The organism is Pseudovibrio sp. Alg231-02 (assembly GCF_900143565.1).
Lineage (GTDB): Bacteria > Pseudomonadota > Alphaproteobacteria > Rhizobiales > Stappiaceae > Pseudovibrio.
Map to the genome: position 1 here is coordinate 413,566 of NZ_FREX01000002.1, position 13,144 is coordinate 426,709.

Sequence of the window (13,144 nt, forward strand, 5' to 3'; positions counted from 1 at the left end):
GGTCTTCAGTGCATTGATCTTTATAAAAACAATCAGAGCAGCAGTTGAGGTTAAATTCAACTGCCGCTCTGATTTTGTTTTATGCGTATCCTGCGATGAGGATCAGATTAGTTCTTCGCTTTGTCGACCAGCTGGCCAGCGGAGATCCAAGGCATCATTTCGCGCAGCTTTGCGCCAACTTCTTCAATTGGGTGCTCGTCGTTCAGGCGGCGTGTTGCTTTGAACTTAGCGCCACCAGCCTTGTATTCCTGGATCCACTCAGAGGTGAAGGTGCCGTTCTGGATTTCTTCCAGTACGCGCTTCATTTCTGCTTTGGTCTCGGAGGTCACGATGCGCGGACCAGTCTGGTACTCACCCCACTCAGCAGTGTTGGAGATGGAGTAGTTCATGTTCGCGATGCCACCTTCGTAGATCAGGTCTACGATGAGCTTCACTTCATGCAGACACTCGAAGTATGCCATTTCTGGTGCGTAACCAGCTTCGGTCAGGGTTTCAAAGCCAGCGCGGATCAGTTCAACCAGACCACCGCAGAGAACTGCCTGCTCACCGAACAGATCGGTCTCACACTCTTCGCGGAAGGAGGTTTCGATGATGCCGGAACGGCCGCCACCAACACCAGATGCGTATGCCAGACCGAGGTCTTTTGCGTTGCCTGTTGCGTCCTGGTGAACAGCGATCAGGCAAGGTACACCGCCGCCTTTCTGGTATTCGCCGCGAACGGTGTGGCCTGGGCCTTTTGGTGCAACCATGAGAACGTCGATGGTGGACTTAGGCTCGATCAGGCCGAAGTGAACGTTCAGGCCGTGTGCGAAAGCGATTGCTGCGCCGTCACGGATGTTGCCTGCGATATCTTCTTTCCAGATGTCTGCCTGCAGCTCATCAGGAGTTGCCATCATCATCAGGTCTGCGTCTTTTGCAGCTTCTGCAACAGTCTTACAAGTGAAGCCGTCTGCTTCAGCTTTCAGGCGTGTTGTGGAACCTTCGCGCAGAGCGATGGTGATGCCTGCAACGCCGCTGTCTTTGAGGTTCATTGCATGTGCACGGCCCTGAGAACCGTAGCCAATGATGGTGATGTTCTTGCCCTTGAGCAGGTTCAAATCGCAATCGCGGTCATAATATACGCGCATGGTACTACCCTTTGTTTCGCCCGTGCCTTTCCCAAAGCACGTATGGTCTAGTTTTTGGTTTGCGTTTCCCTGAAAATCTGTTTCCACTTTCCAGAGAGGCGCTTTAATTCTGTGCTCCGTAGAGCTGTATGAACTGTTTGACTGCTGTTTGGGCAGCCAGTTCCAAGTCTTTTGCCGATGCCTGTGCGGTGCCGCCCAAAAGCATGCGGATGTGCTGATCGCGAACGACCAGCCCGTAAAGTGTGCTGTAGGCTTCCTGCGGGTCTTCGCAGTGCAGGTAGCCAAGTGTGCATCCTTTTTCCAGCAATGCTGTGGTCTGTCTGCCAATGCGGGCGCGGCCACTCTTTTCGAGGATGGCGCCAAGGCCGGTTTCAGATTTGCTGGCTTGCCCGATGGCAAGTCTGTTCAGGGCCAGAGAAACGTCGCCGGAGATGGTTTCCAGCAGGTTTCTGGCAAATTCTTCTAATGCGGCGCGCAGGCCGTCTTCGCTCATGTTTGCGGCTGGATCAGCACCCGGAATAACCTTGGAGGCCTGACGGGTCACGATTGCAGCCAGCAATCCATCGCGATCTCCAAACCACTTGTAGAGGCTCTCTTTTGAGCACCCCGCAGCGCGAGCGATGGCGGCTGTTGTCAGCGCTTTTTCGCCGCCTTCCACCAGCAGCTCCAGCGCTTTGTCCAGTACCGCACGCTGGCGGTCTGTAAAGTCTGGTTGTTCTGGCTCAGTGGACATATGCGGTTCTAATTCCAGCGGTTTGGCTTGTTTGTTTTTCTGTACCGTACGGTACGGTTCGGTTATGCCGTAGAATCGAAATGGATGCAACAGGAAAGTGAGGGAAAATACAGCGTGGGCGCAATAAAATTAGGTGTCTTAAGGTGAGTTTGATTTGATCCTTTCTCATTCACGCAAAAAAATGCCCCGAAGGTCTGTGCTCCTCCGGGGCATTACTGATCTGAACCAAAGTCAGTTCAGTTGGGGGCTCTTAAATTATGCATGTGCCGTATTTGAGCTGGCAGATGCATCGTTGTTCTGATCCATGCCACGATCCACTTTCCATGGGCGATACATTTCCAGTGCGATCATGACGACGACGAGGGCAGCTGCGGTGATGATTCCGAGCATCCAGAAGGGCAGGGATGGGAAAAGATCCGCGTAGGTGATCTTGCCAAGGCTGCCCATGTCCAGCACGCCGTCGATGAGGGATTTGTTGTAGCCGTAAAACGCTGCGCCCATGATGCCGCCGATGACAGTGAGCCATGCGTCTTTGTAGCCGCGGCCAATCTGGGCGAAGACTGTGCCCGGGCACGCGCCAGCAATGGCGATGCCAGCGCCGAGGATGGTGCCGCCGACGATGATGTTGCCAACAACAAAGCTTTTCGGGTGCAGCTCAGCAAGGCCGAGTGCGGTTAGGCCAGAGAGAACGACCAGACCAGTTGCTGTTGCTGCAAGGAACATTTTAAGCATGGTGTAGTCTTTGAAGAGGAACTGACCGATGAGAACGCCGGGTTCCATGACGCGAGACTTCTCCAGCGCGACACCGAAGATGATGCCCATGGTGAGGCCGAGGATAACAAGCCAGAAAATTTCCATATGACCTCTCCTTAGGATGCGCGTTTGTAAAGAAGATTGGCAGTGACGATGCCACCTGCGAACATGGCCGCAACAGCGACGCTGGAGCCGACGCTGAGCTGTGCAAGGCCGGAGATGCCGTGGCCTGATGTGCAGCCGCCTGCGATGCGGGCGCCAACCAGCAGAACGAAGCCACCGATGAAGCCTTGCAGGAGACGAACAACCGGGGCTGAACTTGCACCGATGGTCTTCCAGCTGGCAGAGGAGAAGCTGGCTTTACGGCCACTTGCTTTGTAGGAGATCAGAGCGCCCAGGGCGATTCCGATCACCAATGCGCTTTGCCAGAAGTATTTGTCCTTGGACATGTACTTGGCGAAGTACTTGATCTCCGTGATGCTGGAATCAAACAGCGAGAAGATGAAGCCGGTGCCGGTGACGAAAGAGGATGATGCCCCCAGCGCAGTATCAACCAGCAGAAATGCCGGGATTTGCAGGAGCCCAATAATCATGCCCGCCAGGTAGGGGGACCAAACGTTTTGCCTGAGAAGATCCAATTGATTGCCCTCCGATCTCTCCTTAATTTAGTAAATTAATATATGCTAATAAACTAATATACAAGAGGGATTTGTAAGGGAAGCGTGATTTAGATGAGCTGAATGAATTTGTTCTTCCAGCAAGATCATCCAGATATAACGCAATAGTTTCATCAGCGTTGGTTAGGTTATCTGTTGTTTGCTGGATGAACATCTATCTGCATTTCAAATATATGAAATATGGAATTCATAGTCCCACTATTGGTTATTGTGAGACCAGCGTTTTCCTTCAGGATGTAGTTGCTTTGCATTCGGGAGGGATGATGTCTTTATTTGAGTATAAAGGGAATGACGCGCAACAGCTCATGTCTGATGCTTTGGACTTGATGCTTTATAGTTATCACGGGCTGGATGATGCGCTTGGGAGTGCGTATCAAGCCAATGGATTTTCACTGGGAACACTGGTCGGAACGCTTTGGGGAACTGAAGATCAGGCCGGATTGTTGAGCGGGGAGAGTGAACAAGCGGCACGTGACAGGATTGAGGAGAAGGGATGGACGGTCCTTTCTGCTGCTGATCTTGGCTATGATGGTGCAATCGTTGATCACAACGGGACGTTTCAGGGAGAGACGTTCAAGTTCAAAGATGCTCAGGCAGACGTGCTGGCCAAGTATGATGATCAAGGCAACATCACGCAGGTTGCGCTGGCGTTTCGTGGAACGACGGGGACATTGGACAACATTGTTACCGACACGATTGGGGATGTGATCGACTATCTTGAGTTCTTCAAGGATGAACCGCATTACGTGGAAGAGGCGTTCGGCGGGCTGCTTGCTGCGCTGAAGGATTTTATGGTTGGGCATAGTCTGAATGGTAGTGATCTGGTTGTGACAGGCCATTCGCTGGGTGGCGGTGCTGTTGCCAACATGGCAGAGCGCAGCAATGACTGGTTGGATGGCTTCTTTGTGGATGCCAACTACATGGCGTTTGCCAGCCATTATACGCCGGAGGATGGCGCTGCTGTTCTGGACAGCGGAGCTGAGCTTTTCAGCTTTGATCTGGAAAACGATCCGGTGCCCTCGACGATCTCCTCTGATGGTCTGGATTTGACTGGTAACGATACGGACTACGGCTACGACACCAGCAATATCGTCATTTTCAATGATTGGTATGATACGCCGCTGTTTTGGGATGGGGGCGGTTTGCTCAACCTGCCGAGCTGGTCGGCGCATCTGCCTTTCAACTACAGCACGGCATTCAATGCCATCAACGCCTCCGCGTTCTATAGCGAGATGAACCGGGACAGTGTGGTGATTATCTCCGGGCTTTCTGATCAGAAGCGTGATGATACGTGGGTTGAGGATATTCCAATTCTGCTGGACCCAACTGGTCACCATGGACAGGATGCCTACATCCTCGGATCAACCTCCAATGACCTGCTGCGCGGGAATGATGGTGATGATGCGTTGGAAGGGTTTGCGGGTGATGATCATCTGCGCGGGGAAGATGGCAATGACCGGCTGCTTGGTGGTTCCGGTGATGACATTCTGGAAGGTGGAGATGGTAACGATGTTCTGCGGGATGGTGCGGGCCGTGACTTCCTTGTTGGGGGAGATGGTGCCGACACGTTTTGCTTTGCGGATGATGGTGTGAAGGATGTGATTGATGACTTCGACGTTGGCGAGGACACCATTGATCTTTCCGCAGCTGGTGTGAGCTCTTTTTCAGAGCTGGATATCGATGAGACTGTGCTGGGAGGATGGATCACCATATCCTACGGCAATGATGTGCTGGAGGTGGATACGGGGTGGTTGTTCACTCATAGCCTGAGCGCTGAAGACTTTGTCTTTGCGTAGCAGTTGATTGGCTTCTCTCGCTGAAGAAGGTGAGGGGAGCCTAACTTACGTTTTCTATGGCGCGTGTTTGTGCCCGATAGGCGCGTTCGTTCTTCAGCAACTGAGGGGCATTGAGAGTGCTGATCGGGACGGATTTGTCCTTTGGGATATCCTCTGTCACCTGTAACGAGAGATAGCGGAGGCAACATACACGCAGGAAGCTGGTGAAGTTGCCCAGGTCATGTCCTGCTTCGATGGATTCATTGTGCAGACGTGTCAGAAGCTGGCCAACGGACATGTCGTCACGCTTAGCGATCTCTTCAAGGATGGTCCAGAAGTAAGTTTCCAACCGCACGCTGGTGACCATACGGTCAATGCGAAGGGAGCGTGTTGTACTCTCCCACAGGTCAGTATCTGCTTTGATGAAAAGCTCACACATGGTCCCCTCCGCAATTGTCTAGTGCTGCTTCTTAAGCATAAGCAGGCTGGTTCAGCAGAGCAAGGAACTGCTTGAGCCATGCTGGATGAGCAGGCCATGCTGGTGCTGTCACAAGGTTGCCATCAGTGACTGCCTCAGCCACGTCGATGTCAGCGAATTTGCCGCCGGACATGGTGACCTCTGGTGCGCAGGCCGGATAGGCAGAGCAGGTTCTGCCCTCTAACACGCCAGTAGCAGAGAGAAGCTGAGCACCGTGGCAGATGGCTGCGACCGGTTTGTTCTCTTTGAAGAAGTGACGCACCATGTCCAGAACGGCTGGGTTCAGGCGCAGATATTCTGGTGCACGGCCACCGGGAATGACGAGTGCGTCATAATCTGCTGGGTTGATGGCGTCAAAGCTGGCGTTGAGTGTGAAATTGTGACCGCGTTTTTCGGTGTAGGTCTGGTCACCTTCAAAGTCATGGATGGATGTTGCGACGGTATCGCCTGCCTTTTTATCCGGACAAACGGCGTGAACATCATGACCAACGGCGCCTAAGGTTTGAAACGGCACCATGGTTTCGTAATCCTCGGTGAAGTCACCGGTGATCATAAGCACTTTTTTGGCAGACATGTTTCCCTCCCAGATGTGACTGCGAGGGAAACCTAGCAAGAGAAGAGGCTGAGCGGGTAATAGCGTATTACTACATAGCCCAGCCTTATCTCGAATGCTTAGTCGACTTCGTTGGTTGAGAGGGAAATCCAACGTTTCAGCTGTGGCAGATCAGAGCCTGCTGCTGTGCGGTCGTTTTCCTGCAATGTTGTGGTGCCGAACTGGAAGAATGCGCCAAAACGGAACTCATGAATGACCGGTTCGTCGGATTCATCACCTTTGATCTGGAAGTCATGGCCGCTGTAGGAAGCACTGAGACCAACTGGCAGAGCGGTGAAGCTTTGTTTGAACTCCGCACCCCAGCTGAAGATGTTCACTTCACCATCGCGCGCATCACCCGGGTTTGGACGATTGTAGCGATCACCACTGACGTAAGACAGAGAGCCGGTCAACTTGGTGTTTGGTGTGAAGTAGTAGCTTGCGCCACCACGGGCAAACAGGCCGTTGTCGATGGTCTCGTTCTGGTCGTCATCACCATCAAGGAAGCCAGCCTGACTGAACAGGGTGATGTCCTGAAGGTAATACTGGCCTTCAACGCCGATGAACTGGAAGGTTTTGGTGGAGGTGTCGTCTCCGCCGTCAACGGTTACACCCCCGCCGCCAAAGACACCGAACAGGCCTTGCTGTGGGTCTTTGTAAGCGAAGTGGACTGCTCCCAGACCGTCGCGGAGGGTGTTGTCACCGTCCTTGGTGTCGAACTGGTAGTATTCGAGATCTCCATCTACCTGCAGGCTGAACTGCTGGAAGAGTGGCAGAGCGTAAGATCCATAGAAGCCAAGGGTGTTTGGTTCCTGATCTTTCGTGTCGATCTGATCAGCCTCAAAGAAAGAGCGACCAACGTTGACGCCGACAAAACCGCCTGCGTTAAGCTCTCGTGGAGCTTCTGTTTGGTGGTTGGCTTCTTGTGCACTTAGGGGATGTGCAGCAAGAGCCATGGGGATAGCCAGGAGGTATAAAGAGCGCATGTTTCTATTATTCTTGATGGGGTGTCCTTAGGGAATGTCCAACCTAGCAGAAATCCGTATACTTACAATTTTCTGGCAATAAACTATTAGTTATCTCTACGAGTGTTGCTGATCTGCACGGTGGGTATGGGGGCACTTATTTTCATTATTTCATAGGCTTGATGTGGTTTTTGTCGATAATTCGTGTCGAGGCGGCTGTGTACCAATTACACTGCTTAGGTAGTCTTGAGGATTTACTTGCAACTTATGCGGATGCGAGATTTAGTTTAAAGGTCGCCAAATTCTTCCATGTTTTGCAATCAGCGTTGACTTTAAGGTGCTTTGTACATCTTGGAGTGGATCAGGCATGACGACATTTTGGGAACAGCAAGCCGCCTCAAAGGAAGGGTTGGCCAAGCAAATCGCGCAGTTGAGGCAGCGGGGCGTACATTCGGTTATCACGCAGGTGCCAGATATGAACGGGCTTTTGCGGTGCCGGCTTCAGCCTCTGGATGGGTTGGAGAAGGGGTGTTCCACCAACTCCTCGCTCTATCTTATTCCTCACGGAGACGGGCAGCCTGCTGGTGAGCAGATCTACGAGTCTCCGCACGTCTGGTATCACACCGGCTTTGGCAATTTGCACAGTCTGGCGGATGGCAACACGCTGTTTCAGCTGGGGTGGCGATCTGAGGTCTCGGAGGTTATGCTGAATTGTTATGAGCGGGATGGTGCGCGCTTTTCATTGGACTTGCGGCGTCCATTGGAGATGCTGGAAGAAAAGCTTGCCGAGCTGAAACTCACCATGAAGATTGGAATGGAGTTTGAGCTAGGGATCTTTCATTTTGACCGGGCATTGGTTGAAGCGGGGCACCACCACAAGCTCAAGCCGTTTGGTCATTCCTTGCAATATGACTCAGTCAACCGTGATCCGGACTACATGGACCTGATGGAAGCGTTTCGTGCGCGTATGGACTCGCTTGGCATTGGGGTTTCCTCAATGGAGAGTGAGATTGGTTGGGGCATGTATGAGATTGCCTTGTCGCCGACTTCACCACTGCAGGCTGCTGACAATGCAGTACGAGCACGTCATCACCTGAAAGAGCTGTGCCGGGAGCATGATCTGATTGCGACCTTCATGGCGCGTTATCAGCCAATGGGGCAGGATTCTGCGTGCGGAACCCACGTGCACATCAGCCTCTATGACGAGATGGGGCACAATGTATTTTATGATCGGGAGGCGGTGCTGAGTGAGCGGGGGAGGTTCTTTGTGGCCGGACTTCTGGCGCAGATGCAGTCGTCTCATCTGGCGTTTCGGCCAACGATCAATTCTTACCGCCGGCTTTCCCGATTTACTGGTTGTCCTGAAGAAGTGTGTTGGGGAGATGAGCACCGCGTGAGTGCGGTGCGCGTGATTTCCAGTCCTGACCCGCAAGCGGTCCGCTTGGAGCATCGGTGTCCGGGGGCTGACACCCATCCGTATATCATCGTGCCTTTGATTGCTGCCGCTGGGCTGCAAGGTCTTCGCAAGGGGGAGGAGCCACCGGCAATGCTGATTGGTGATCCGGGCAAGGACGAAACTTTGGAGAAGTTGCCGCGATCCTTGGAAGCGTCATTGGAGCTCTTCCAGGAGAGTGAATTTGCGAAGGAGGCATTGGGGTCGTCGCTGGCAGATCAGTATGCGCGTAGCCGAGAGAATGAGCTGAAGGCGTTCAAAGCATGGATTGAGAAAGACATCACCAGCTTTGAGTTTCTGCGGTATTTTGAAGGGGTTTGAACTCAGCCGGGAAACACAAAAGAGCCTGCTGTAACGGATCACAGCAGGCTCTTCTTTGAAACGGGATAATTCTTAGAGTTCTGTCGGCTCACCAAGGGCGTGGCGGAAACGGCGAACGCTTTGGGTGAAACCATGTTCCAGAGCGTCGGCAGTGAAGCCGTGGCCGATGGAGACCTCTGAGATATATGGCACGCGCTCAATCAGAGCTGGCAGGTTCTCAACGGTGAGATCGTGGCCTGCATTGACCAGAAGGCCTGCTGCTCTTGCCGCTTCAGCGGTGGCAACGACTTTCTCCAGCTCGACCTTCTCGGCTTCCTTGTCAGAATGACAGGCCCCATAAGGGCCGGTGTAGATCTCGATACGCTCAGCGCCTGCTTCAGCTGCAAGAGCTGGCTGGCTTGGTTCTGGATCCACGAAGAGTGATGTGCGCACACCCCAGGACTTCGCAGTACTGATGGCTTCTTTCAGGAGATCCATGTTCTCTGAAAAGTCCCAGCCATGGTCAGAGGTCTGCTGGGATGGGTCGTCCGGTACAAACAGAACCTGCGTCGGACGGGTTTGTTCCACCAACTCCATGAAGCGCTCATCTGGATAACCTTCGAGGCACAGCTCTTTGCCATGCAGCTCTTCGCGCAGCATTTTGGAGATGTCTTCAACATCTGTGCGGCGAATATGGCGCTCATCCGGGCGTGGGTGCACGGTGATGCCTTTGGCGCCTGCATTGAGGGCAAGTGCTGCCAGATGCGTCACGCTTGGCCACGGAACGTCGCGGCGATTTCGCAGAACTGCTACAGCGTTTACGTTGACAGATAAGCGGCTAGGCGTCTTCATGGGGCATACCCTTTATTGAGTTAAAGCATGTCGCAATTACGCGCCGTGCTCTAATTTTCTTGTTCTTCGCGTATCCTTATCCGATAACCGATTCCCACATTCTGGGGGACACGCTCTAGATCACCAAAATAAAACGGCGTCTTCGCAGACTTGCAAAAGACGCCGCTCAATATCAATAGGACAAAATTGTCCCCTAACTGTTAAATTTCATCCTGCAAGTCTTTAAGACCTTGGGACCCACGTGAAAGTGCGGCAACGCCCGTACGTGAAACCTCAACAAGACCCAGTGGTGTCAGGATTTCGATGAACTGATCGATTTTATTGGTGCGGCCTGTGATCTCGAAAACGAAGTGATCAATGGTTGCATCAATGACAGTTGCCCTGAAAGCTTCTGACAGCCGCAAGGCCTCCAGACGTTTTTCTCCTTCACCACGCACCTTGATCAGTGCCAGCTCTCGCTCAAGCGGCTTTTCCTGATTGGAGTTGCGTGCTGCAACGGTCAGATCCCGGACGATATGCACCGGTACGAGACGATCCAGCTGGTGACGGATCTGCTCGATGATCTGAGGAGTACCTGTGGTCACAATCGTGATACGGGAAACGTGCTTCTCGTGCTCCGTTTCAGAAACACTGAGACTGTCAATGTTGTAGCCACGGCCAGAGTACAGGCCAATCACGCGGGCAAGAACACCCGGTTCATTGTCTACAATGATAGATAGGGTATGTGTTTCGAGGACATCGCTGGTTTCGGCTAGGAAATAGGCCGATAGAGCGTCTGTTTTCTGTGCGTTCATAATGGTTCTCCCAGCTTACCTATACCAATGACTTGCCAGCGGTGTCGATGGCGTTTGCAACGGCTTCATCAGTTGCTTCATCTGGCAACAACATTTCGTTGTGGGCTTTGCCTGATGGGATCATTGGGAAGCAGTTGGTCAGCTGAGCGACGCAGCAATCAAACAGAACCGGGCCAGGTGTTTCAATCATTTCCTGAATGGCGTCATCCAGTTCACCTGGTTTGGTGACACGAATGCCTTTGCCGCCGTAAGCTTCTGCCAGTTTTACGAAGTCAGGCAGGCTGTCCGTGTAGGAGTGGGAGAGACGGTTGCCATGCAGCAGCTGCTGCCACTGGCGAACCATACCCATGTAGGAGTTGTTCAGGATGAACGTTTTAGGCGCCAGACCATGCTGAACGGCTGTCGACATTTCCTGAATGTTCATCAGGATGGAAGCATCGCCTGCAACGTTGATGCACAGCCCGTCTGGATGAGCAACCTGTGCGCCAATAGCTGCTGGCAGGCCATACCCCATTGTGCCGAAGCCACCTGAAGTCAGCCAGTGGTTTGGAGATTCAAAGCCAAGGTACTGCGCCGCCCACATCTGGTGCTGTCCAACCTCGGTGGAGATGTAAACATCCTTGCGGCCTTTGATGGCTGCGTTCAGACGCTGCAATGCGTACTGAGGCATGATGACATCATCGCTGTGGCGGTAAGACAAGCAATCGCGTGCGCGCCACTTGGCGATCTGTGTCTGCCATTCCTTCAGCTCTGGCTGAGAGCGGAAGCTGGAGGCGCGCCAGATGCGAACCATGTCTTCCAGAACGTGAGCCACATCGCCAACAATCGGCAGGTCAACATGAACGATCTTGTTGATGGAGGATGGATCGATGTCCACGTGGATCTTGGTAGAGTTCGGTGAGAAGGCGTCCAGACGGCCCGTGATGCGGTCATCAAAGCGTGCACCGATACAGATCATCAGATCACAATCGTGCATAGCCATGTTGGCTTCATAGGTGCCGTGCATGCCCAGCATACCGAGCCACTGTTCGCCAGAAGCCGGATACGCGCCCAGACCCATCAGGGTGGATGTAATCGGGAAGCCTGTCTGGTCCACCAGTTCACGCAGCAGCTGGCTTGCAGCTGCGCCGGAGTTGATGACGCCGCCGCCTGTATAGAACACAGGGCGTTTGGCTTTCGACATCAGCTCAACAGCTGCGCGAATGGCAGTCATGTCGCCTTTCAGCTGCGGGCGATAGCTTTTGTGGTTGCTCGGGTTTGCCTGCGGGCCTTCATAGGTGCCGGTGGCAAACTGCACATCCTTTGGAATATCGACAACAACAGGGCCTGGACGACCAGATTGTGCAACATAAAATGCTTCATGGAGAATACGAGGCAGATCATCAACGTCCTTCACCAGCCAGTTGTGCTTGGTGCACGGGCGGGTGATGCCAACGGTGTCACATTCCTGGAACGCATCAGACCCAACAAGGTTGGTTGGGACCTGACCGGTGATGCAGACCATAGGGATAGAGTCGAGCATGGCGTCTGTCAGGGCAGTCACCATGTTGGTTGCGCCCGGACCAGAGGTCACCAGAGCAATGCCGGCTTTTCCGGTAGAGCGTGCATAGCCTTCAGCAGCATGGCCTGCGCCTTGCTCGTGACGGACAAGGATGTGCTGGATCGCATCCTGCTGGATCAGCTCATCATAAATGGGTAGAACTGCACCACCAGGGTATCCAAATACATGTTCCACCCCGTTGTCCTTCAGCGCCTGGAGAACCATTTCAGCGCCTGTCATCTCCCGTTGCATCATCAAGTCCTTGTTGCCTGTATCTGCTCGTTTTGCCTGATTGAAGGATGTGCAATCAATCCGACTGTTTGTTTTGCAGGGGTGCTCTTTTAAACATCACTGCGAATTAGCCATAAAAAAAGGAGCCGTTTGGCTCCTTGTGCGCGTCTAACCGTTCCGAGTGAGCTAGCTCACTCCGGCGACGCGCGTCCCACCACGATAAGAAGAATTGAAGTTTGCATTCTGGTATTGGGAGCCTCAGGGCTCCACTCTCCCTTAACATAATTCCAACCGTGTAAGAGATTACCGCGCTTCACCATTGAATCGCTCAGGTAAACTCTGAAATTCGGGGTGAGATTAGGCTTAGATACGTAAAAGCGTCAAGTGGCTTCTTCTTAATGTTGCGCCGCAAAGACCTCTCGTTTCCTTGAGTTATCTGCAATAGTCAGCGTGCTTTGCAGAAGTTGCGTGGCGGAAAGTCCTGCTCGCTCTGTTTGTATTGGCTTTTCCAGGCGCAATTGTTGCACTTGAGCGAACCCGCAGAAATACGGGATTTTGCAGTGCGATGCTGGCGGGGCTACTTTAGCTGCAGTGCACGCCTCTGACTGCTAAGGAGAGCTGGGGTGGCCCGTAGTTGGTTGTTTGCTGAAAAACTTTGCGTTGGACTAATTGATAAGAGGGCAGTCTTGTGAAATTTGCGGTGTTTTTTCGCGTTTCGCACTTCTGAATTGTGTTTGTGCTGCGAAAATTCGTAGATTTGCATAGGTTAGTCTGGGATAAGTTTACTTTACACAAGACATTTTTGAAAAGTTGCACCTTGGGCCTTGCGCTCTTGCTAAAGGCTTTATATACACCCGCCATCGCTTCGGCGGGA

General features: G+C 52.9%; 12 protein-coding genes. 2 read left to right on the forward strand and 10 right to left on the reverse strand.

What is annotated here, in order from left to right; genetic code table 11:
• Nucleotides 1–107: 107 nt before the first annotated feature.
• The 4 genes from ilvC to DHN43_RS07425 all read right to left on the reverse strand — a co-directional run bounded on the left by ilvC (nt 108) and on the right by DHN43_RS07425 (nt 3,251).
• Nucleotides 108–1,127, reverse strand: coding sequence for a ketol-acid reductoisomerase (gene ilvC, locus DHN43_RS07410; protein ID WP_057465770.1), 1,020 nt, complete (start codon nt 1,125–1,127; stop codon nt 108–110).
• Nucleotides 1,128–1,230: 103 nt separating this feature from the next.
• Nucleotides 1,231–1,860, reverse strand: coding sequence for a TetR/AcrR family transcriptional regulator (locus DHN43_RS07415; RefSeq protein WP_057465771.1), 630 nt, complete (start codon nt 1,858–1,860; stop codon nt 1,231–1,233).
• A gap of 255 nt (nt 1,861–2,115) precedes the next feature.
• Nucleotides 2,116–2,718, reverse strand: a complete 603-nt coding sequence (locus DHN43_RS07420; RefSeq protein ID WP_108818206.1) for a YeeE/YedE thiosulfate transporter family protein — start codon at nt 2,716–2,718, stop codon at nt 2,116–2,118.
• An 11-nt stretch (nt 2,719–2,729) separates the two neighbouring features.
• Nucleotides 2,730–3,251 (reverse strand): YeeE/YedE thiosulfate transporter family protein, encoded by a 522-nt coding sequence (locus DHN43_RS07425; RefSeq protein ID WP_108818207.1) that lies wholly within the window; start codon nt 3,249–3,251, stop codon nt 2,730–2,732.
• A gap of 302 nt (nt 3,252–3,553) precedes the next feature.
• On the opposite strand from DHN43_RS07425, the gene DHN43_RS07430 reads away from it, so the two are divergent.
• On the forward strand, nt 3,554–5,086 hold the full coding sequence (locus DHN43_RS07430) for a hypothetical protein (protein WP_208995014.1): 1,533 nt from the start codon (nt 3,554–3,556) through the stop codon (nt 5,084–5,086).
• Between the two features lie 40 nt (nt 5,087–5,126).
• Here DHN43_RS07430 and DHN43_RS07435 read toward each other — a convergent pair whose 3' ends face one another.
• From DHN43_RS07435 to DHN43_RS07445, 3 genes are all read right to left on the reverse strand, one after another.
• Nucleotides 5,127–5,504, reverse strand: coding sequence for a ribbon-helix-helix domain-containing protein (locus DHN43_RS07435; RefSeq protein WP_108818209.1), 378 nt, complete (start codon nt 5,502–5,504; stop codon nt 5,127–5,129).
• Nucleotides 5,505–5,535: 31 nt separating this feature from the next.
• The gene (locus DHN43_RS07440; protein WP_108818210.1) at nt 5,536–6,117 is read right to left on the reverse strand and encodes a DJ-1/PfpI family protein; all 582 of its coding nucleotides are present in this window, start codon (nt 6,115–6,117) and stop codon (nt 5,536–5,538) included.
• A gap of 98 nt (nt 6,118–6,215) precedes the next feature.
• Complete coding sequence (locus DHN43_RS07445) at nt 6,216–7,091, reverse strand: hypothetical protein (protein WP_208981999.1); 876 nt, start codon at nt 7,089–7,091, stop codon at nt 6,216–6,218.
• 376 nt (nt 7,092–7,467) lie between these two features.
• On the opposite strand from DHN43_RS07445, the gene DHN43_RS07450 reads away from it, so the two are divergent.
• Complete coding sequence (locus DHN43_RS07450) at nt 7,468–8,874, forward strand: glutamine synthetase family protein (protein WP_108818211.1); 1,407 nt, start codon at nt 7,468–7,470, stop codon at nt 8,872–8,874.
• A 72-nt stretch (nt 8,875–8,946) separates the two neighbouring features.
• Here DHN43_RS07450 and DHN43_RS07455 read toward each other — a convergent pair whose 3' ends face one another.
• The 3 genes from DHN43_RS07455 to DHN43_RS07465 all read right to left on the reverse strand — a co-directional run bounded on the left by DHN43_RS07455 (nt 8,947) and on the right by DHN43_RS07465 (nt 12,291).
• Entirely contained in the window at nt 8,947–9,705 is a 759-nt protein-coding gene (locus tag DHN43_RS07455; protein WP_063303428.1) for a pyridoxine 5'-phosphate synthase, read from the reverse strand.
• A 200-nt stretch (nt 9,706–9,905) separates the two neighbouring features.
• A complete protein-coding gene (gene ilvN / locus DHN43_RS07460; protein WP_057465780.1) occupies nt 9,906–10,499 on the reverse strand; it encodes an acetolactate synthase small subunit in 594 nt (197 codons plus the stop codon).
• A 19-nt stretch (nt 10,500–10,518) separates the two neighbouring features.
• On the reverse strand, nt 10,519–12,291 hold the full coding sequence (locus tag DHN43_RS07465) for an acetolactate synthase 3 large subunit (RefSeq protein ID WP_063290139.1): 1,773 nt from the start codon (nt 12,289–12,291) through the stop codon (nt 10,519–10,521).
• Nucleotides 12,292–13,144: the final 853 nt, after the last annotated feature.

Bases quoted from the DNA above. Each gene is read 5' to 3' on its own strand.
- ilvC (WP_057465770.1), bottom strand. From the start codon at position 1,127: ATGCGCGTATATTATGACCGCGATTGCGATTTGAACCTGCTCAAGGGC.
- DHN43_RS07415 (WP_057465771.1), bottom strand. From the start codon at position 1,860: ATGTCCACTGAGCCAGAACAACCAGACTTTACAGACCGCCAGCGTGCG.
- DHN43_RS07420 (WP_108818206.1), bottom strand. From the start codon at position 2,718: ATGGAAATTTTCTGGCTTGTTATCCTCGGCCTCACCATGGGCATCATC.
- DHN43_RS07430 (WP_208995014.1), top strand. From the start codon at position 3,554: ATGTCTTTATTTGAGTATAAAGGGAATGACGCGCAACAGCTCATGTCT.
- DHN43_RS07435 (WP_108818209.1), bottom strand. From the start codon at position 5,504: ATGTGTGAGCTTTTCATCAAAGCAGATACTGACCTGTGGGAGAGTACA.
- DHN43_RS07440 (WP_108818210.1), bottom strand. From the start codon at position 6,117: ATGTCTGCCAAAAAAGTGCTTATGATCACCGGTGACTTCACCGAGGAT.
- DHN43_RS07445 (WP_208981999.1), bottom strand. From the start codon at position 7,091: ATGGCTCTTGCTGCACATCCCCTAAGTGCACAAGAAGCCAACCACCAA.
- DHN43_RS07450 (WP_108818211.1), top strand. From the start codon at position 7,468: ATGACGACATTTTGGGAACAGCAAGCCGCCTCAAAGGAAGGGTTGGCC.
- DHN43_RS07455 (WP_063303428.1), bottom strand. From the start codon at position 9,705: ATGAAGACGCCTAGCCGCTTATCTGTCAACGTAAACGCTGTAGCAGTT.
- ilvN (WP_057465780.1), bottom strand. From the start codon at position 10,499: ATGAACGCACAGAAAACAGACGCTCTATCGGCCTATTTCCTAGCCGAA.
- DHN43_RS07465 (WP_063290139.1), bottom strand. From the start codon at position 12,291: ATGCAACGGGAGATGACAGGCGCTGAAATGGTTCTCCAGGCGCTGAAG.